Below are 18,894 nucleotides of genomic sequence, written 5' to 3'. Positions count from 1 at the left end.
CCCACAGGGACCGCACCAGGCCAGAGGACGGCGCAGTACCTGTGGGAGCGGCTTTAGCCGCGAAGAGGCCGGTACAGCCAGTTGAGCAATCAAGGCTGAATGTGTGACAGACCCACCAGTAGCCGGGGTTGATCGGCTATGCTTGCGCAGCGCAAGCAACGGGAAACCGGCTCGGGACTCATGGATATCAAGTTCACCAATCGCCTGTCATACAAGCAAGCCCGGTTGACAGTCCTGGTCGGCTTCATCCTGGGAACATTGCTCAGTCTCATCCAGATCGGCATCGATTATGCCAGCGAAGATGCGTCCATCAACCGTGAAGTGAATGCGTTGCTGCAAATCAGCCACAACCCGGCCTCGCGCATCGCCTACAACATCGACTCGGAGCTGGCGCTGGAGCTGACCCGCGGCTTGTTGCAGTCGCCGGCCATCATCCGTGCGCGGCTGATCGACAACAACGACACCGTGCTGGCCGACGTCGAGCGGCCCAGGCTGCAACACCGCTACCGGCCGCTGAGCGACTTCCTGTTCGGCGAGCAGCGCCAGTTCAAGGAACGCTTGTACCTGACCCACATGCCAGAGGAAAACCTGGGCACCCTGTACCTGGACGTCGACACCTTTGCCTTCGGCAGCCGCTTTCTCGAACGCGCCGGCATCACCCTGCTCAACGGTTTTGCCCGTAGCCTGGTGCTGACCGGCATTCTGCTGGCGCTGTTCTACATGATGCTGACCAAGCCACTGGTCACGGTGATCGGCGCGCTCAGCGGCAGCGACCCGCGCAAACCCCGGCAAACCCGCCTGGACTGCCCGCACGGCCACGAGCACGACGAAATTGGCGTGCTGGTGAAAGTCGCCAACCAGCAGTTCGTCAGCATGGCCACCGAGATCGAGCAGCGGCGCACCGCCGAAAACCGCCTTACCCAGTACCTGAACGAACTGGAAGACATCGTCTCGGCACGCACCAACGAGTTGAAGGCCAGCAACAACAGCCTGAGCCTGTCCAACCAGGAGCTGGAAGAAGCGCGCCGCCGCGCGCTGGACATGGCCCAGGCGCGTGCGGCGTTCCTGGCCAACATGAGCCACGAAATCCGCACCCCGCTAAACGGCATGCTCGGCATGATCGCCCTGGCCCTGGACAGCCCGCTACCCAGCGAGCAGCGCCAGCAACTGGCGATTGCCCACGACTCGGGCAAAGTACTGGTGGAGTTGCTGAACGATATCCTCGACCTGTCCAAGTTCGATGCCGGCCAGCTGGAGCTGGAACGCATTCCGTTCGACATGGGTTCGATGGTGGAGGACACCGCCAACCTGCTGTCTCAGAACACCGCACAGAGCGTGGAACTGACCTGCCTGATTGCCCGTGACTTCCCCAGCAGTGTGCTCGGCGACCCCACGCGGGTGCGGCAGATCGTCAGCAATCTGCTGTCCAACGCGCTGAAGTTCACCCGCTTCGGCCGCGTCGATGTGCGCTTGGTGACTATCGTCGGCGGTGTCCGGCTAGAGGTGCGTGATACCGGCATCGGCATCCCTGAAGACGCCCAGGCACGGATCTTCCAGCCGTTTACCCAGGCCGGCGCCGGCATCACCCGCCAGTACGGCGGCACCGGCCTGGGCCTGGCGCTGACGCGCAACCTGTGCAAGGCCATGCAAGGCCATTTGCACATTCGCTCCGAAGCGGGCTTTGGCAGCTGCTTCAGCGCCGAGCTGCCGCTGGTCGTGCACACTGAAGCCATCGCACCGTTGCCGCTGCATGGGCGTGTGGCCGCCCTGAGCGATGCAGGCAGCGGGCTCAACGAACTGTTACAGGGCCTGCTGCCGGCCTGGGGTTTGACCTACCAGCGGCATGACAGCAGCGCGACGCTAGCCGCCACCGCGATGGACCTGCTGATCACCGACGACGTAGAGCGCCTGTTCGAACTGCGCCAAACGCTGAAAACCCCCATCTTGCTGGTGACCGCCTACGGCAACTTCCTGTCCAGCGAGCAATCCGCCGCCCTCGCCCCACTCCATCAACTGGCCCGGCCACTGGCGCGCAACGCCCTGTACCAGACCCTGCGCCGCACCCTGCAAGGCTTCGACCCCGAGCACCCGCTGGCCAGCCCGGCCATCAGCCTGGAGGCAGGCCGCGCGCGCATCTTGCTGGTGGAAGACAACCCCGTGAACCAGTTAGTGGCCAAGGGCATGCTGGCCAAGCTCGGCTGCCAGGTGCAACTGGCCACGCAGGGCGCCGAGGCCCTGGAGCAGCTGGAACGGGATGACTTCGACCTGGTGCTGATGGACTGCAACATGCCGGTGATGGACGGTTACGAAGCCAGCCGACGCATCCGCCAGAGCGGCCGCTGGCCCAACCTGCCAATCGTCGCCCTCACCGCCAACGCCATGCCCGAGGAGCGCGAGCGCTGCCGGACCGCGGGCATGAACGACTACCTGGCCAAGCCATTTCGCCGCGAAGAGCTACTGGCGCTGATCGACCACTGGGTTCCGCTCAGCGGCTAAGCAGGCGCTCGATGTCTGTTGCCAAGGCCTGTGGCTTGGTAGTGGGTGCATAACGCGACACCTGGCCGCTGGCCGGGTCGACCAGGAACTTGGTGAAGTTCCACTTGATCTTCTGGCTGCCCAAAATGCCCGGTGCGCGCTGCTTGAGTTCGACGAACAACGGGTGGGTGCCTGGGCCGTTGACTTCGATCTTGCGAAACAGCGGGAAGCTCACGCCAAAGTTGCGTTCGCAGAACTGCGCAATGTCCCGCGCGTCGCCCGGCTCCTGCTTGCCGAACTGGTTGCAGGGAAAGCCCAGCACCACCAGGCCGCGCTCGCGGTAGGCCTGCCACAGTTGCTCCAGGCCCTTGTACTGCGGGGTAAAGCCGCACTGGCTGGCGGTATTGACCACCAGCAACGCCTTGCCCGGGAAGTCGCCGAGCTTCTTTTGCTCGCCGCCCAGGGTCACGCAGGGGATGTCCAGCATCGATCCAGCCATGTCAGGGCTCCGGTCAGTCGCGCGGGCGCAAGTCGATGCACACCGAGTTGATACAGTAGCGCAGGCCAGTCGGTGGCGGGCCATCGGGGAACACGTGGCCCAGGTGCGCGTCGCAGCGGGCACAGGTGACTTCGGTACGGATCATGCCGTGGGAGGTGTCACGGATCTCGATCATCGCACTGTCTTCGATCGGCGCGTAGAAGCTGGGCCAGCCGCAGCCGGAATCGAACTTGGTCTGCGCATCGAACAGTTTCGCGTTGCAGCAGATGCAATGGTAGATGCCGTCTCGGCGCTCGCTGTTGTACTTGCCGCTGAACGGCCGCTCAGTGCCTTTTAGGCGGCATACCTGGTACTGCTCGGGGTCGAGCATCGACCGCCATTGCTCCAGGGTTTTTTCGATCTTTTGCATATGGAAACCTCGGCAGGCTGAATTTCACCTCGCGCCGTCTTTTCCGGGGCGCGGGTGGCACGTATATTAGTTGGCTTCGTGTGCCAGGCGTTCAGTCTGGCACCCGCTTCCTGCCGTTACAAACCTTTCGGCGGGGCGTAGCGCGTTTTCTCATATCGGGATCCCATCATGCAGTTCAGCAAATCGAACAAGCTCGCCAATGTCTGCTATGACATTCGCGGCCCAGTGCTCAAGCACGCCAAGCGCCTGGAAGAGGAAGGCCACCGCATCCTCAAGCTGAACATCGGCAACCCAGCGCCGTTTGGCTTCGAGGCGCCCGATGAAATCCTCCAGGATGTGATCCGCAACCTGCCCACCGCGCAGGGCTACAGCGACTCCAAAGGCCTGTTCAGTGCACGCAAGGCCGTGATGCAGTACTGCCAGCAAAAGGAAATCGAAGGCGTCACCATTGAGGACATCTACCTCGGTAACGGCGTTTCCGAGCTGATTGTCATGTCGATGCAGGCGCTGCTGAACAACGGCGACGAAGTGCTGATCCCGGCCCCCGACTACCCGCTGTGGACGGCCGCCGTAAGCCTGGCCGGGGGCAAGCCGGTGCACTACCTGTGCGACGAGCAGGCCGACTGGTTCCCCGACCTTGAAGACATCAAGGCCAAGATCACCCCGAACACCAAGGCCCTGGTGATCATCAACCCGAACAACCCGACCGGCGCGGTGTACTCCAGGGAGCTGCTGCTGGGCATGCTGGAGCTGGCCCGCCAGCACAACCTGGTGGTGTTCTCCGACGAAATCTACGACAAGATTTTGTACGACGAAGCGGTACACATCAGCACCGCCTCGCTGGCACCAGACCTGCTGTGCCTGACTTTCAACGGCCTGTCCAAGTCTTACCGGGTGGCGGGCTTCCGTTCCGGCTGGCTGATCATCTCCGGGCCCAAGCACCACGCGCTCAGCTACATCGAAGGCATCGACATGCTGGCGAACATGCGCCTGTGCGCCAACGTGCCGGCCCAGCATGCCATCCAGACCGCACTGGGCGGCTACCAGAGCATCAACGACCTGGTGCTGCCGCCAGGCCGCCTGCTGGAGCAGCGCAATCGTACCTACGAGCTGCTAAACGATATCCCGGGTGTAAGCTGCGTGAAGCCGATGGGTGCGCTGTATGCCTTCCCGCGGATCGACCCGAAGGTGTGCCCGATCCTCAACGACGAGAAGTTCGCCCTGGACCTGCTGCTGTCGGAAAAGCTGCTGATCGTACAAGGTACGGCGTTCAACTGGCCGTGGCCGGACCACTTCCGCGTGGTGACCTTGCCGCGGGTGGATGACCTGGAAGCGGCGATTGGCCGGATCGGCAATTTCCTGCGGACGTATTCGCAGTAAATGATGGCCTCTTCGCAGCACCAGGCTGCGCCTACAGGTGTACGCGTTCTCCTGTAGGTGCAGCCTGGTGCTGCGAATGGGCTGCAAAGCAGCCCCTCGCACTCTCACAGGGTGTTTCTTACATCCTGCAACGCTCTATCCCACAGCCCCCGCGTCATCCTCTGCCATACTCCGCCGTACACAGTTTGAAATAGTCGGCCGATTGAATCGGCGCGACAGGCCCCTTATATACCCCGCAGTAAGCGACAATTCATCCGTCAGGAGAACGTAACAACCATGATGCGCATTCTGTTGTTTGTGGCCACCAACCTTGCGGTGGTGCTGGTTGCAAGCATTACCCTGAGCCTGTTCGGTTTCAACGGGTTCATGGCCGCCAACGGGGTCGACCTGAACCTCAGCAGCCTGCTGGTGTTCTGCGCCGTGTTCGGCTTTGCCGGCTCCCTCGTCTCGCTGTTCATCTCCAAGTGGATGGCAAAGATGAGCACCGGCACCCAGATCATCAGCCAGCCGCGCACCCGCCACGAGCAGTGGCTGTTGCAAACGGTCGAAGAGCTGTCCCGTGAAGCGGGTATCAAAATGCCCGAGGTGGGTATCTTCCCGGCGTACGAGGCCAACGCCTTCGCCACCGGCTGGAACCGCAACGACGCATTGGTAGCCGTGTCCCAGGGCCTGCTGGAGCGTTTCTCGCCTGATGAAGTGCGGGCGGTGCTGGCCCACGAAATCGGCCACGTGGCCAATGGCGACATGGTCACCTTGGCGCTGGTACAGGGCGTGGTGAACACCTTCGTGATGTTCTTCGCACGCATCATCGGCAACTTCGTCGACAAGGTCATCTTCAAGAACGAAGAAGGCCAAGGCATTGCCTACTACGTGGCGACCATCGTTGCCGAGCTGATCCTGGGCATCCTGGCCAGCATGATCGTGATGTGGTTCTCGCGCCGCCGCGAGTACCGCGCCGACGAAGCCGGTGCGCAACTGGCTGGCACCTCGGCCATGATCGGCGCCCTGCAGCGCCTGCGCGTGGAACAAGGCCTGCCGGTGCACATGCCAGACACCATGAAGGCCTTTGGCATCAACGGTGGCCTCAAGCACGGCCTGGCCGGGCTGCTGATGAGCCACCCGCCCCTGGAAGACCGTATCGAGGCCCTGCGCCGTCGCGGTTGATCCATCGGGTAATACAGAAAGGGCGACTTTGGTCGCCCTTTTTCGTATTACCGGCCAAGCCGGTAAACCCGCTCCAACAGACTGGAAACCCCGGCCTGCACAAACTTGGGGCTCTCCTGAATCACCTCTACCGCCTCCAGCTCATGCAGCTGCCACCCTGCAAACCCCTGCCGCACCTCTGCGTCCCCGACTGAAAACGGCGGCCCGGGCAGCAGTGACTGATCATAATCCAGGGTCACCACCAAACCCCGGCAATTGGCCGGCAGCAAAGCCGTCAGCGCCTGCATGTACATCGCGCGCATTTGCGCCGGCAGCGCAATCAGCGCCGCCCGGTCATACAGCCCCACGCAGTCGCCGATATCCTGCGCACGCAACGCAAAGAAATCACCACACCACAGCTCCACGTCACCACTGCGCCAAACTTCGAAGTCCCCGCGCTGCTGCACCTCGGCTTCAAGCCCGTGCTCGCCGAAGAAATCCTCTACCGCGCGCCGCGACAGCTCCACACCCAACACTCGGTACCCCTGCCCGGCCAGCCAGATCAAATCCAGGCTTTTGCCGCACAGCGGCACCAGCACTCGGCTACCAGACTCAAGGCCGAGTGACGGCCAGTGCGCCTGCAGGTACGAATTGACCTGCCCCTGATGAAAGCCGATCTGGTTATCGACCCACCGCTTGTGCCAGAAAGCTGGCTCCATGGTTGCTCCTTGTTTATCGAGTAAACCGATAGAAAACGCGTAAAACTTGCGATGGATATAGATCAGTTTCTGACCGAAGATGAGTGCATCTTAACCTTCAGGACCTTGCCATGCTGCCCAGCCTGTTCATTTCCCATGGTTCGCCCATGCTCGCCCTGCACCCGGGTGCCAGCGGGCCGGCCTTGGCCGGGCTGGCCAACAGCCTGCCACGCCCCAAGGCAATCGTGGTGGTGTCAGCACACTGGGAAAGCCGTGAACTGCTGGTAACCAGCAGTGCACAGCCAGAAACCTGGCACGACTTCTACGGCTTTCCACCGGCCTTGTATGCGGTGCAGTACCCGGCGCCGGGCGAGCCTTCCCTGGCAGGCCAGGTCAGCGAGTTGTTGAAAGCTGCAGGGCTGCCAGCCCGGCTGGACGCCCAGCGGCCGTTCGACCACGGCGCCTGGGTACCGCTGTCGCTGATGTACCCGGACGCAAGCATTCCCGTGGTGCAGGTTTCCCTGCCCAGCCACATGGGGCCTGCGCTGCAGGTGAAGGTGGGCCAGGCGCTGGCGAACTTGCGTGCCGAGGGCATCTTGCTGGTGGGTTCGGGCAGCATCACCCATAACCTGGGGGAACTGGACTGGCATGCAGGGCCGGATGTGATCGAGCCATGGGCGCTGGCGTTCAGGGATTGGGTGGTGGAGCGGCTGCAGGAAGATGACCAAGCGGCATTGCTGGATTACCGGAAGCAGGCGCCACATGCCGTGCGTAACCATCCCAGTGATGAGCATTTGCTGCCGCTGTTCTTTGCCCTGGGGGCTGGGAGCAGGTTTGGCGTGGTGCATCAGGGGTTTACCCTAGGGGCGCTGGGGATGGATATATATCGGTTCGACTGAAGGGCCTCTTCGCGGGCTTGCCCGCGAAAGGGCCGGTACAGGCAAAAAAAATCCCCGACCTGGGCCGGGGATTTTTTTATAGCGCCAGGATCAATCCTCGCGGTAGCGACGCAGCTTCAGCTGCTTGCCAGCTACGCGGGTGTCCTTGAGCTTGGACAGCAGCTTCTCGAGGCCGTCTTCCGGCAGCTCGACCAGGCTGAAGCTGTCGCGAACCTGGATGCGACCGATGGCATCACGCGCCAGGCCACCCTCGTTGAGGATCGCGCCCAGCAGGTTCTTGGCAGCGATACCGTCGCGGGCACCCAGGGCGGTACGGCAACGTACACGGCCTTCGGCCAGCGGCAGCGGCGCACGGCGCTCGCGGTCGCCGCGGTCAGGGCGCTCGCCACGCTCAGGACGCTCACCACGCTCACCACGCGGGGCACCAACGCCCGGCACCAGCGGCTGCTCACGCTCTACCGCAGCCAGGTCCAGCGCCTGGCCATTGGTGGCTTTGCGCAGCAAGGCCGAAGCCAGCGCACGTGCGCTGCAACCCAGGTCGGTGGTCAGGCGGTCGAACAGTTCACCGTGGGTGGCTTCTGCTTCGGCTACCAGCGGCGCCAGGCTCGAGGTCAGCTTCTTGATGCGGGCATCCAGCACGGCCTGGGCATTCGGCAGGCGGGCTTCGGCAACTTTCTGCCCGGTTACACGCTCGATCACCTGCAGCATGCGGCGCTCACGCGGGGTGACCAGCAGCAGCGCACGGCCTTCGCGACCGGCACGGCCAGTACGGCCGATACGGTGCACGTAGGACTCTGGGTCGTACGGCATGTCAACGTTGAACACGTGGGTGATGCGCGGTACGTCCAGACCACGGGCAGCGACGTCGGTGGCGACGACGATGTCCAGGCGGCCATCCTTGAGCGAGTCGATCACGCGCTCACGCTGGTTCTGGGCGATGTCGCCGTTCAGCGCGGCAGCCTTGTAGCCTTTGGCTTCCAGGGCGGCGGCCAGGTCCAGGGTGGCTTGCTTGGTACGCACGAAGGCGATCAGTGCGTCGAACTCTTCCACTTCCAGCAGACGCAGCACAGCCGGGATCTTCTGATCGGCATGGACCATCAGGTGGGCTTGCTCGATCGCGGTTACGGTCTGGGTCTTGGTCTGGATCTTGACGTGCTTGGGCTCGCGCAGGTGGCGCTCGGCGATCGAACGGATCGACGACGGCAGGGTTGCGGAGAACAGTACGGTCTGACGGGTAGCCGGGATTGCGTCGAAGATCACTTCGAGGTCATCCATGAAGCCCAGCTTCAGCATCTCGTCGGCTTCGTCCAGTACCAGGTACTGCACGGTGGACAAGACTTTTTCGTCACGACGCAGGTGGTCGCACAGGCGGCCCGGGGTGGCGACGACGATTTGCGCGCCGTTGCGGATTGCACGCAGCTGTGGGCCCATCGGGGCACCACCGTATACGGCAACCACGTTCACGCCCGGCATCTGCTTGGCGTAGGTTTCGAAAGCGGTAGCTACTTGCAGCGCCAACTCACGGGTTGGCGCCAGGATCAGGGCTTGCGGTTCGCGCTTGCTCACATCGATCTTGTTGAGGATCGGCAGGGCGAAGGCAGCGGTCTTGCCGGTGCCCGTCTGCGCCTGGCCGATCATGTCGTGACCGGCGAGGATGATCGGGATCGATTGTTGCTGAATGGCGGACGGCTCTTCGTAGCCGGTAGCCACAACAGCAGCAACAATGTTCGGATTAAGATCGAGAGCGGCGAAGCCGCCGGTTTCCTGGGTCATGGGTCTGCCTCTAGGTGCATCCGCAAAGACCCATGCTCCAAAGCTGCACATGCCTTGAAAGACCGTCAGGTCACCCAGGCAGCTTTGGCGGCGGGGATTTGCGAAAACGATTGAAAAAGAAAACTTGGGAAGGTCCGCCTAGCGGACGCGCAGCCGAAGCTGGACTCGGAGGATTTGCACCACCTGATTTTGAGGTCCGCTAAAAGACCGGCGCGTACTATACCTGAAATAGCGGCAACCGTGAGGAATATTTTCAGGGGGCAAGGCCATTATCGGGCCATCAACCAATCCGCGCTGAATCGATAATTCCCTGAAGCCTCACCCGATCTGTGTGGGAGCGGCCTTGCGTCGCGAAAGGGGTGCGAAGCGCCCCCAGGATTTAAGCCACGCCGCATAGATTGCCGGGGCCGCTCTGCGGCCCTATCGCGACACAAGGCCGCTCCCACAAATGGCCGCGTCAGGCGTTCAAGTTGCTGGCCGAATCTCTTTGATCAACCCATCCAGGCTATAACCCAGCTGCGGCGCCAGTGCCTCGGCCCGGGCACGCAACCCCTCCAAATCCAGCACCTGCTCAAGATCAGCCGGCACCAGCAAGATCACATTACCCTCCTTCACCGGCAGCTCCCAGTAATGCCGATGGTACAGCCCGCGCAGCAATGCCGCGCCCAGCGGCTTGCCGTCGTCGGTAGCCCACTGGTTGATTACCAGCCAGCCGCCCGGGTTCAGTTGTTGCTGGCAGTTTTCCAGGAATTTCCATGCCAGGTGCCCCACGCCCGGCCCATGGTCGGTGTACAGGTCGACAAACAACAGGTCGGCCTTCTCCGCCGTGGGCAGCAACTCGATGGCATCACCGATGCGCACGTACAACCGAGGGTCATCATCCAGGCCCAGGTGCTCCATGGCCAGGCGCGGTACGTCCGGGCGCAGCTCGATGGCCTCGATGTCTTCAAGTGGCAGGAACTTCATGCAGGCCTGGGTCAGCGTGCCGGCACCCAGGCCAAGAAACAGCGCGCTCTCCGGCTGTTCATGGCACAACGCCCCCACCAGCATGGCGCGGGTGTAGTCGTACTCCAGCCAGCTGGGGTCGGCCGTGAACACACAGCTCTGCTCGATGGCATCGCCGAATTCCAGAAAGCGGTAGTCGTCGACTTCATACACGCTGATGACGCCAAAAGCGTCCTCTACCCGTGCCAGTAGCCGCTCTTCCCGTTCCGCCGTCATGCTTACCACCCACCCGCGCAAAACGCGCATTGTCCGTCAACACCCTTGATGCAACAAGCGCAGCGCCAACTGTTACCATGGCCTATAGCCTACAACCTACAAGACCGAGCCCGAGATGAACCGACCGTGGAGCCCTGACAGCTGGCGCGCCCTGCCGATCCAGCAGCAACCGACCTACCCCGATGCTGCGCACCTGCTGAAGGTTGAACAGACCCTCGCCAGCTACCCGCCGCTGGTGTTCGCGGGCGAGGCACGCGAGCTGCGCAGGCAGTTTGCCGAGGTTACCGAAGGCCGCGCCTTCCTGCTGCAAGGTGGCGACTGCGCCGAGAGCTTCGCCGAGTTCTCGGCGGCAAAAATCCGCGACACCTTCAAGGTGCTGCTGCAGATGGCCATTGTGATGACCTTTGCTGCCGGCTGCCCGGTGGTGAAGGTGGGGCGCATGGCCGGGCAGTTTGCCAAGCCGCGCTCCTCGGGCGATGAAACCATTGGCGACATCACCCTGCCCGCCTACCGCGGCGACATCGTCAACGGCATCGGTTTCGACGCCAAAAGCCGCATCCCCGACCCCGAGCGCCTGCTGCAGGCCTACCACCAGGCCACCGCCAGCCTCAACCTGCTGCGCGCCTTCGCCCAGGGCGGGTTTGCCGACCTGCACCAGGTGCACAAGTGGAACCTGGATTTCATCGCCAACTCGGCACTGGCCGACAAGTACCACCAACTGGCCAACCGCATCGACGAAACACTGGCATTCATGCGTGCCTGCGGTCTGGACAGCGCGCCGCAACTGCGGGAAACCAGCTTCTTCACTGCCCACGAAGCGCTGCTGTTGAACTATGAAGAAGCCTTCGTGCGCCAGGACAGCCTGACCGGCGACTACTACGACTGCTCGGCGCACATGCTGTGGATAGGCGACCGCACCCGCCAGCTCGACGGCGCCCACGTGGAGTTTTTGCGCGGCGTGCACAACCCGATCGGGGTCAAGGTCGGCCCGAGCATGAACCCCGAAGAGCTGATCCGCCTGATCGACACGCTGAACCCGGCCAACGACCCCGGGCGCCTGAACCTGATAGTGCGCATGGGCGCGAGCAAGGTTGGCGACCACCTGCCGGGGCTGATCCGCACCGTCGAGCGCGAGGGGCGCAAGGTGCTGTGGAGCTCCGACCCGATGCACGGCAATACCATCAAGGCCAGCAGCGGCTACAAGACGCGCGACTTTGCGCAGATCCTGGATGAGGTGAAGCAGTTCTTCCAGGTGCACCAGGCCGAGGGCAGCCATGCTGGCGGCATTCATATCGAGATGACCGGGCAGAATGTCACCGAATGCATCGGTGGCGCCCGGCCGATTACCGAGGATGCGTTGTCTGACCGGTATCACACCCATTGTGATCCGCGGATGAATGCCGATCAGTCGCTGGAGCTGGCGTTTTTGATTGCCGAGACGTTGAAGCAAGTCCGGCGGTGAGGCTGGGGCGCATGCCTTGAGAAGCCAGGCGCCCGGCCCACACTCACTTCCTCAGCGGATCATCCCAGAAATGCGGCTCGGCCTCTTGCTGGATATCCGCCCGGCTCAACCCCAAGTCGTGCAAGGTTGCGTCACTGAGGCTGGCCAGCTCCTGGCGCTGGCGGTACAGCTGCAGCCAGCGCGCCGGACGCTGCAGGGCCGCATGCCACAGGTGGTTCAGGGAAAAGGCAGGTTGCTGGACGCTGCTGACATGACCTTTCATCGTGAAGCCCTCCGTGTTGGATGGCCTCAGTCTCGCGCCGGGCTTAAGATCAATCCAACGAATGTTTCTGATGCCATGCATCTCGGAGATTGATGCAATGTCCCAGTACCAGAGCCTCGATGCGGACGTATTGCGCACCTTCGTCGCCATCGCCGAGCAAGGCGGCTTTACCCGCGCCGGCGAAGTGGTCAACCGCACCCAATCGGCGGTGAGCATGCAGATGAAACGCCTGGAAGAAGACATCCTGCAGCGCCAGCTGTTCGAGCGCGACGGCCGCCAGGTTCGCCTCACCGCCGAGGGCCAGGTGCTGCTGGGCTATGCCCGGCGCATCCTCAAGCTGCATGGCGAGGTGTTCAATACCCTGCGCATGCCGCACATGGTCGGGCTGGTGCGGATTGGCACGCCTGACGACTACGCCATGCGCTTTCTGCCGACCATCTTGTCGAGCTTTGCCCAGGCCTACCCGCTGGTGCAGGTGGAAGTGCATTGCGACTCTTCCAAGCAATTGATGCTGCGCCAGGACCTGGACCTGACCATTGTCACCCGCGAACCAGGTAACGAGGTGGGCCAATTGCTGCGCCAGGAACGCTTGGTGTGGGCCGCCGCCGAAGGCTTTTGCCCACAGGAACAGCGGCCGATGCCCGTGGCACTGTTCAATACCGACTGCTTCTGCCGGGCCTGGACCTGCAATGCACTGCAAGCACAAGGTATCGACTACCGCATTGCCTATACCAGCCCCAGCCTGGCGGCGATCTTTGCCATCGTCACGGCAGGGTTGGCAGTGACGGCGCAGCTGCAAAGCCTGATTGGTGGCAATATCCGCATACTGGGTGAACAGGACGGGCTGCCGCAGTTGCCCTTAGCCAATGTGATGCTGGTGCGCAGTACGCAGAACCCCTCGCCGATTACCGACTGTATGGCCGACTACATCGTTGAGGGTTTCAAGTAATTGGGGCCTGTGGGAGCGGGCTTGTCCCGCGAATGGGCCGCAACGCGGCCCCACAATCTCACAGTTCAAACCCCAGCATCACCGCACACACCACCAAAAACACACAGAACATCGCCCGCAGTACCTTCTCCGGCAACGCATGAGCCAGCTTCACCCCCCAGCTGATGCTGAGCAAACCACCCACCGCCAACGGAATCCCCACCGCCCAGTCGACACTGTGGTGCACCCCATAGGTCACCAACGTCACCAAAGTACTCGGCGCGGCCAGCGCCAGCGACAGCCCCTGCGCCACCACCTGGGTGGTGCCGAACACACTGGTCAGGATCGGCGTGGCCACCACCGCCCCGCCCACGCCGAACAAGCCGCCCATGGTGCCGGCAAAACTGCCCAGCACGCCCAGCCAGGGCCAGGCATAACGCAGTTCGGCACTGGGCGGCGATGCCTTCATGAACATGCGCGCCACGTTCCACACCGCCAGGGCGACCAGAAAGCCGACAAAGCCCAGGCGCATGGATTGCGCATCCAGCCCCACTGCCCAGATCGACCCCAGCCAGGCAAACAAAAAGCTGCACGCCGACAGCGGCAAGGCATGGCGCAGCTCGATGCGGTTGCGCTGGTGATAGCGCCATAACGCCAGCAGCACGTTCGGCACCACCATCACCAGCGCCGTACCCTGCGCCAACTGCTGGTCCAGACCAAACAGCACGCCCAGCGCGGGGATTGCGATCAGCCCCCCACCAATACCGAACAAGCCCCCCATGGTGCCCAAGGCAGCGCCCAGCACGATATACAACAACCACTCGATCATCAGGGCCTCGTTTGCCTGTACAGATAATGCGAGCATGCTAACGACTGTGTGCTGGCGGGGAAACGCACAGCAGCGCACAATGGCTATGCGTTTTTCGCAAAAGCAAGGCAGCCATGAGCCCCGATACCCTGACCGACCAATTGAGCCTGTTCCTCGATGTGTTGGAGGCTGGCAGTTTTTCCGCCGCCGCCCGCCGTCACCCGCTGACCCCGTCCGCTGTGGCCCGGCGCATCGACAACCTGGAAAGCGCCGTCGGCAGCCGCCTGTTCACCCGCAGCACCCATGCCGTGCGCGCCACACCCGCAGGCAATGCCTTTGCCGAACGGGCCAGGCGCATCATCGAGGAGCTGCGCCTGGCCCGGGCTGAAGCGGTATCGCTGAGCAACGCCCCCGAAGGCCTGATCCGCATCGACGCCCCCGCCGCGTTCGGCCGCCGCCATCTGGCCCCCGCCATCGCCGACTTCCTGGTGGCCTACCCCGGCCTGGATGTGCAACTGCGGTTGATCGACAGCTTCGTCGACCTGCAGGGCAGCCACCTGGGCGAGGTCGACCTGGTACTGCGTGCCGGCCCCTTGGCCGACACCCGGTTGGTCGCCACGCCGCTGGCTTACATGGTGCGCGTCGCCTGCGCCAGCCCCGCCTACCTGGCCAGCCGCGGCATGCCCACCTGCCCCAGCGAACTGCCTGGGCATGACGGCCTGGACTGGGACGGCCTGGCCCCGCCGTTCGCCTGGCGCTTCAACGTGGCCGGGCAAACGCGCCTGTACCGTCCTGCGCGCATGCGCATGGCCGCCAACAATGCCGAAACCTTGCTGTTCGGTGCGCTCGCCGGCTTAGGTGTTGCCCACCTGCCTACCTGGCTGATCAGCGAATACCTGCTGCGTGGCGAACTGGTTCCGCTGTTTTGCGACGGCGGCCTGCCAGCAGCCGAGACCAGCGGCATTTACGCACTACGGCTGGAACATGAAACGAACTCTCGCAGCCGTTTGCTGCTCGAATTCCTCAAGAGCCGCTTCAGCCCGATTCCACCCTGGGACCTGGCCTTGCGCAGTGAACTGCGTGAGTAATGCGCGCACTAAAAATAAGCGTGCCAGAATTCCCCATTGATCAATTTCAAGGACCTGCATGAACGCCGACACCCAAGCCTCTTGCGACGAGCTGCTGCTGGACAACCAGGTCTGCTTCGCCCTGCACTCCACCTCGTTGCTGATGACCAAGGTCTACAAACCGCTGCTGCAAGCCTTGGGCCTGACCTACCCACAGTACCTGGCCATGCTGGTGCTGTGGGAGCGCGACGACCTGACAGTGGGCGAAATCAGCCAGCACCTGCTGACCGACCCGGGCTCCCTGACGCCACTGCTCAAGCGCCTGGAAAGTGAAGGCCTGCTGCAGCGTAACCGCAGCAGGGAGGACGAACGGGTAGTAATGGTGCAGCTGACTGAAAAGGGCCGCGCCCTGCAACAGCAGGCCAAAGAAGTGCCGCAGTGCATCCTCAAAGCCAGCGGGCGCAGCCTGGAGCAGTTGCAGCAACTGCAGGCCGACCTGCTGAACCTGCGCGAGAACCTGCAGAAAAACCTCTGACAGCTATGCTGTGCACTGGCCGTTCGGATGGACGGCAATGATTTATCTTGCGCGCAAACTAATTGCGCGCTAATTTAAATCCCACACCAATCCGCGCCCTCCTTGACCGGGAGCGCACAGCACATTAGCGAGGCTCAAGATGCAAAAGGTCACTCCGCTGTACATCGCAGAAGCTACCTCCACCGGTGGGCGCGACGGAAAATCGAAATCCAGCGACGGCAAGCTGGCAGTCAGCCTGAGCACGCCCAAGGAACTGAGCGGCGCAGGCGGTGACGGCACCAACCCCGAGCAGCTTTTCGCTGCCGGATACTCAGCCTGCTTCATCGGCGCCCTGAAGTTCGTGGCCGGGCAAGAGAAGAAGGCCCTGCCGGCAGATGCCTCTATCACCGCCAAGGTGGGCATTGGCCAGATCCCAGGCGGTTTCGGCCTGGACATCGACCTGCACATCAACCTGCCAGGCCTGCCCCAGGCCGATGCCGAAGGCTTGGTGGAAAAGGCTCACAAAGTTTGTCCGTATTCCAACGCTACCCGCGGGAACGTGGATGTGCGCCTGCATGTGACGGTTTAAGTCGCAGGCACAAAAAACCCGGCCGAGGCCGGGTTTTTTGTGCACATTGCAAGAAGAATTACTTCTTGGCACGGCCTTTGTACGAACCGCCTTCGCGGGTATCGATTTCGATCAGGTCGTCGATTTCGATGAAGTCAGCAACGCTGAGTTCAGTACCGTTTGCCAGCTTGGCAGGCTTCATGACTTTGCCCGAAGTGTCGCCACGAGCCGAACCTTCGGTGTAGGCAACCTTACGCACGATGGTGGTCGGCAGCTCTACCGATACCAGACGGTCTTCGAAGAACACAGCTTCGCAGATGTCTTCCATGCCTTCTTCGATGAACGGCAGAACGGCCTCGATGTCTTCGGCGTTCAGCTCGTACATGGTGTAGTCGGTGGTGTCCATGAAGGTGTATGTGTCACCGCTGATGAACGACAGGGTCGCTTCTTTGCGATCCAGGATCACGTCGTCCAGCTTGTCGTCCGCACCGTATACGGTTTCGGTCTTGTAGCCGGTCAGCAGGTTCTTCAGCTTGGTCTTCATGATCGCGCTGTTACGGCCCGACTTGGTGAACTCAGCTTTTTGAACCAGCCACGGGTCGTTGTCGATCCGCAGGACGGTACCGGGTTTCAGTTCTTTACCAGTTTTCATTACGAAGTATCCGAATCTGGATGGATTTATAAAAATCGAGGCCGCGTATCATAGCGAATTTCGGTAAAAGTGTACTAGCGCTGTGGCAAGGTCCGGCTGAGCGGCCTGTCGCACCGCCCAAAGCCGGGCATGCCGTTGCAGTTCCGGCCAGTGCTGGCGGGCTGCCTGCCACGCCTGGCCCATGTCGCAGTCCATGTTCCAGGCACGCCACAGGCCCAGCAGGGCGGCATCGGCTTCATCTGACAGGCCGCGTCGATAATGCGCCAGAAATGCTTCGAGCTTTTCCCGGTGGGCGTTCTCGTCCTGCACATAGATGTGCCACAGCATCGGCTGCCCGGCCCACTGCGCCCGCACGAACGAGTCTTCACCACGCACCGCGTTGAAATCGCAACTCCACAGCAGCCGGTCGAAGTCGTCCTGGCTGACGAACGGCAGCACCTGTACGGTCAGCGCGCCCCGCTTGCGCACGCTGCCCACCTGCAGCGGCACCTCGCCAAGCCACTGGCTCAGCCCCGCCACGATACGCCCTTGCGGTACCAGCAGGTGGCACGGTTGCGCGCCTGTGGCCAAGGCATCCAGCCAGCTGGCCAACTGCGGGTTTTCGTAGGCAAACAGCGATATCAGCAATGCCCCCTGCTCGGGCGCTACCCCAAGCTCCTGCAGAAACGCCTGGCGTGCCCCGGCCGACTGCTGGAAGGCATCACGCCGCGCCAGCAGCGAGCCCTCGCGTAGCAGGCCGCCGGTTTTTTCGGTAAAGCCGGGGAAGAAAAACACCTTGCGCAGGCCATTGGGCTGCGGCGAAGGCAAGCCATGGCAGCCCTCCACCCAGTCCTCGGCACTGAGGTATTCAAGGTTCAGCCACAGCGGCGGCGTGGCGCAGGCACGCATTGCCTCTACATAGGCCGCCGGCAACTGGCACGCGAAGGCGCCGATCACCCCATCGGCCGGTGCCACCGGCAGCCAGGCCGCAGGCCACTGACGCACATCCACACCGTGCTGCCACTGCTGTGCTGCGCTGGCATCAGCCCCTGGGCACATGGGCGTGAACGCGTTCAGGTCATCTACCCACAGGCGCACCGCCAGGCCATGCTCAGCCACCAGTTGCCGGGCCAGGCGCCAGGTCACGCCTATGTCGCCGTAGTTGTCGACGACGCTGCAGAAAATGTCCCAGGTGGCTTTCACCCGCCCCTCCCGTTCTGGTGCAAAAAACGCGAATTCTGCGGATAAATTGTCGCCGACAAAAGCACCCGCACGGAAAAATGCTCAAGTGCATGCGACAATGTACCCCGACCTACCCTGCCAGGAGGCTGCCATGGCCCGCCACCGTGAACTCAAGATCACCCTCAAGCCGCTGCCGTTGATTGTGTGCGTTGCCTTTGGCCTGTGGCTGGGCGCCGTGGCCATTGCCGCGAGCCTGTGGCTGGCGCTGCAACTGTGGCCACAGCAGGTGCAGCCGCTGGCCCAGGCCGTGGCCCCCGGTGTGTACCGGCCTGCCGCCCCCCCGGCGCCAGCCCCGGCACAAGACGCCCAGGCCGAGATGTTCGAGCACTACAAGGGCATTCTGCGCAAACAGGAACTGCAACAGGCCGCCGAGGCCGCGCAGGGCAACCCGCGCAACCTCAACAGCCCCAAATGCCAGTTCTGGATGCAGCAGAACCGCACCGCCCCCACCGACAAAAGCCAGGCCAACGTGCTGGAGTTCTGTTACTGACCATGGACAAGACCCGCCTGCTGGCGCAGATCGTCGCCACCCTCGAGCATGACCTTGACGTGCTGACCCGCGCGGCGCAAAGCGCCTACGAAACTGCCACCGCCGAAGAGAACATTGCCGAGAACAAGTACGACACCCTGGGCCTGGAAGCTTCCTACCTGGCCACCGGCCAGGCCCGCCGCAGCGCCGAGATCCGCCAGGCGCTGCTGACCTACCAGCAATTGCTGCTGCGCGACCATGACCCGGCGCGCGGGGTGCAGATCAGCAACCTGGTGACCCTGGAAGATGACGCTGGCGGGCAGCGCCGGTTGTTCCTCGGGCCTGAGGCGGCGGGGTTGAAGATTGGTGAGGGGGATGAGCGGGTGACCGTGATCACCCCGCGCTCACCGCTGGGGCAGCAATTGATGGGCAAGCGGGTGGATGAT

19 protein-coding genes and 1 pseudogene are annotated in these 18,894 nt (G+C 62.8%); 11 read left to right on the top strand and 9 right to left on the bottom strand.

Going from position 1 to position 18,894, the window contains the following annotated elements; translation table 11 throughout:
• Window positions 1-138: 138 nt before the first annotated feature.
• The gene (locus ACK1VC_RS27505; protein WP_191087383.1) at window positions 139-2,496 is read left to right on the top strand and encodes a hybrid sensor histidine kinase/response regulator; all 2,358 of its coding nucleotides are present in this window, start codon (window positions 139-141) and stop codon (window positions 2,494-2,496) included.
• Here ACK1VC_RS27505 and ACK1VC_RS27500 read toward each other — a convergent pair.
• Entirely contained in the window at window positions 2,486-2,974 is a 489-nt protein-coding gene (locus tag ACK1VC_RS27500) for a glutathione peroxidase (RefSeq protein ID WP_060518438.1), read from the bottom strand. The genes ACK1VC_RS27505 and ACK1VC_RS27500 overlap by 11 nt on opposite strands.
• Window positions 2,975-2,987: 13 nt before the next feature.
• Window positions 2,988-3,383: a peptide-methionine (R)-S-oxide reductase MsrB gene (gene msrB / locus ACK1VC_RS27495; protein WP_016485453.1), complete on the bottom strand. Its 396-nt coding sequence runs from the start codon at window positions 3,381-3,383 to the stop codon at window positions 2,988-2,990.
• Window positions 3,384-3,551: 168 nt separating this feature from the next.
• On the opposite strand from msrB, the gene ACK1VC_RS27490 reads away from it, so the two are divergent.
• Window positions 3,552-4,763 (top strand): pyridoxal phosphate-dependent aminotransferase, encoded by a 1,212-nt coding sequence (locus ACK1VC_RS27490; RefSeq protein ID WP_016485452.1) that lies wholly within the window; start codon window positions 3,552-3,554, stop codon window positions 4,761-4,763.
• Window positions 4,764-5,039: 276 nt separating this feature from the next.
• Complete coding sequence (htpX, locus tag ACK1VC_RS27485) at window positions 5,040-5,927, top strand: protease HtpX (RefSeq protein ID WP_012271122.1); 888 nt, start codon at window positions 5,040-5,042, stop codon at window positions 5,925-5,927.
• Between the two features lie 47 nt (window positions 5,928-5,974).
• On the opposite strand, the gene ACK1VC_RS27480 is transcribed toward htpX, so the two are convergent.
• Window positions 5,975-6,625 carry a thiopurine S-methyltransferase gene (locus ACK1VC_RS27480; RefSeq protein ID WP_016485450.1) on the bottom strand — a complete coding sequence of 217 codons (651 nt, stop codon included), beginning with the start codon at window positions 6,623-6,625 and terminating at the stop codon, window positions 5,975-5,977.
• Between the two features lie 110 nt (window positions 6,626-6,735).
• On the opposite strand from ACK1VC_RS27480, the gene ACK1VC_RS27475 reads away from it, so the two are divergent.
• On the top strand, window positions 6,736-7,503 hold the full coding sequence (locus ACK1VC_RS27475; RefSeq protein WP_016485449.1) for a DODA-type extradiol aromatic ring-opening family dioxygenase: 768 nt from the start codon (window positions 6,736-6,738) through the stop codon (window positions 7,501-7,503).
• Window positions 7,504-7,593: 90 nt separating this feature from the next.
• On the opposite strand, the pseudogene ACK1VC_RS27470 reads toward ACK1VC_RS27475, so the two are convergent.
• Both ACK1VC_RS27470 and ACK1VC_RS27465 read right to left on the bottom strand, forming a co-directional pair.
• A pseudogene (locus tag ACK1VC_RS27470) lies at window positions 7,594-9,310 on the bottom strand (DEAD/DEAH box helicase).
• 431 nt (window positions 9,311-9,741) lie between these two features.
• On the bottom strand, window positions 9,742-10,497 hold the full coding sequence (locus ACK1VC_RS27465; protein WP_016485447.1) for a spermidine synthase: 756 nt from the start codon (window positions 10,495-10,497) through the stop codon (window positions 9,742-9,744).
• 115 nt (window positions 10,498-10,612) lie between these two features.
• On the opposite strand from ACK1VC_RS27465, the gene ACK1VC_RS27460 reads away from it, so the two are divergent.
• The gene (locus ACK1VC_RS27460) at window positions 10,613-11,959 is read left to right on the top strand and encodes a class II 3-deoxy-7-phosphoheptulonate synthase (protein WP_016485446.1); all 1,347 of its coding nucleotides are present in this window, start codon (window positions 10,613-10,615) and stop codon (window positions 11,957-11,959) included.
• A 43-nt stretch (window positions 11,960-12,002) separates the two neighbouring features.
• Here the strand turns inward: ACK1VC_RS27460 and ACK1VC_RS27455 are convergent, their stop codons facing one another.
• On the bottom strand, window positions 12,003-12,221 hold the full coding sequence (locus ACK1VC_RS27455; protein ID WP_191087382.1) for a DUF1127 domain-containing protein: 219 nt from the start codon (window positions 12,219-12,221) through the stop codon (window positions 12,003-12,005).
• 97 nt (window positions 12,222-12,318) lie between these two features.
• Here ACK1VC_RS27455 and ACK1VC_RS27450 point away from each other — a divergent pair, with 97 nt between their 5' ends.
• Complete coding sequence (locus ACK1VC_RS27450) at window positions 12,319-13,170, top strand: LysR substrate-binding domain-containing protein (protein WP_024717728.1); 852 nt, start codon at window positions 12,319-12,321, stop codon at window positions 13,168-13,170.
• Window positions 13,171-13,228: 58 nt separating this feature from the next.
• Here ACK1VC_RS27450 and ACK1VC_RS27445 read toward each other — a convergent pair whose 3' ends face one another.
• Window positions 13,229-13,978 (bottom strand): sulfite exporter TauE/SafE family protein, encoded by a 750-nt coding sequence (locus ACK1VC_RS27445; protein ID WP_024717729.1) that lies wholly within the window; start codon window positions 13,976-13,978, stop codon window positions 13,229-13,231.
• A gap of 113 nt (window positions 13,979-14,091) precedes the next feature.
• Here ACK1VC_RS27445 and ACK1VC_RS27440 point away from each other — a divergent pair, with 113 nt between their 5' ends.
• From ACK1VC_RS27440 to ACK1VC_RS27430, 3 genes are all read left to right on the top strand, one after another.
• Window positions 14,092-15,045: a LysR family transcriptional regulator gene (locus ACK1VC_RS27440; RefSeq protein WP_016485443.1), complete on the top strand. Its 954-nt coding sequence runs from the start codon at window positions 14,092-14,094 to the stop codon at window positions 15,043-15,045.
• Between the two features lie 58 nt (window positions 15,046-15,103).
• The gene (locus ACK1VC_RS27435) at window positions 15,104-15,559 is read left to right on the top strand and encodes a MarR family winged helix-turn-helix transcriptional regulator (RefSeq protein WP_016485442.1); all 456 of its coding nucleotides are present in this window, start codon (window positions 15,104-15,106) and stop codon (window positions 15,557-15,559) included.
• A gap of 139 nt (window positions 15,560-15,698) precedes the next feature.
• Window positions 15,699-16,127, top strand: a complete 429-nt coding sequence (locus tag ACK1VC_RS27430; protein WP_449118164.1) for an organic hydroperoxide resistance protein — start codon at window positions 15,699-15,701, stop codon at window positions 16,125-16,127.
• A 58-nt stretch (window positions 16,128-16,185) separates the two neighbouring features.
• Here the strand turns inward: ACK1VC_RS27430 and ACK1VC_RS27425 are convergent, their stop codons facing one another.
• Complete coding sequence (locus ACK1VC_RS27425; protein ID WP_016485440.1) at window positions 16,186-16,758, bottom strand: elongation factor P; 573 nt, start codon at window positions 16,756-16,758, stop codon at window positions 16,186-16,188.
• Between the two features lie 48 nt (window positions 16,759-16,806).
• The gene (earP, locus tag ACK1VC_RS27420) at window positions 16,807-17,940 is read right to left on the bottom strand and encodes an elongation factor P maturation arginine rhamnosyltransferase EarP (RefSeq protein WP_191087381.1); all 1,134 of its coding nucleotides are present in this window, start codon (window positions 17,938-17,940) and stop codon (window positions 16,807-16,809) included.
• A gap of 130 nt (window positions 17,941-18,070) precedes the next feature.
• On the opposite strand from earP, the gene ACK1VC_RS27415 reads away from it, so the two are divergent.
• Window positions 18,071-18,469 (top strand): hypothetical protein, encoded by a 399-nt coding sequence (locus ACK1VC_RS27415; protein ID WP_016485438.1) that lies wholly within the window; start codon window positions 18,071-18,073, stop codon window positions 18,467-18,469.
• A gap of 2 nt (window positions 18,470-18,471) precedes the next feature.
• The coding region (locus ACK1VC_RS27410) for a GreA/GreB family elongation factor (RefSeq protein ID WP_449118163.1) at window positions 18,472-18,894 on the top strand (423 nt) is incomplete at its 3' end.

The organism is Pseudomonas sp. XP2, assembly GCF_053557975.1.
Note: the sequence above shows the minus strand (reverse complement) of the source record. Positions and strands in the feature narration are given on the sequence as shown.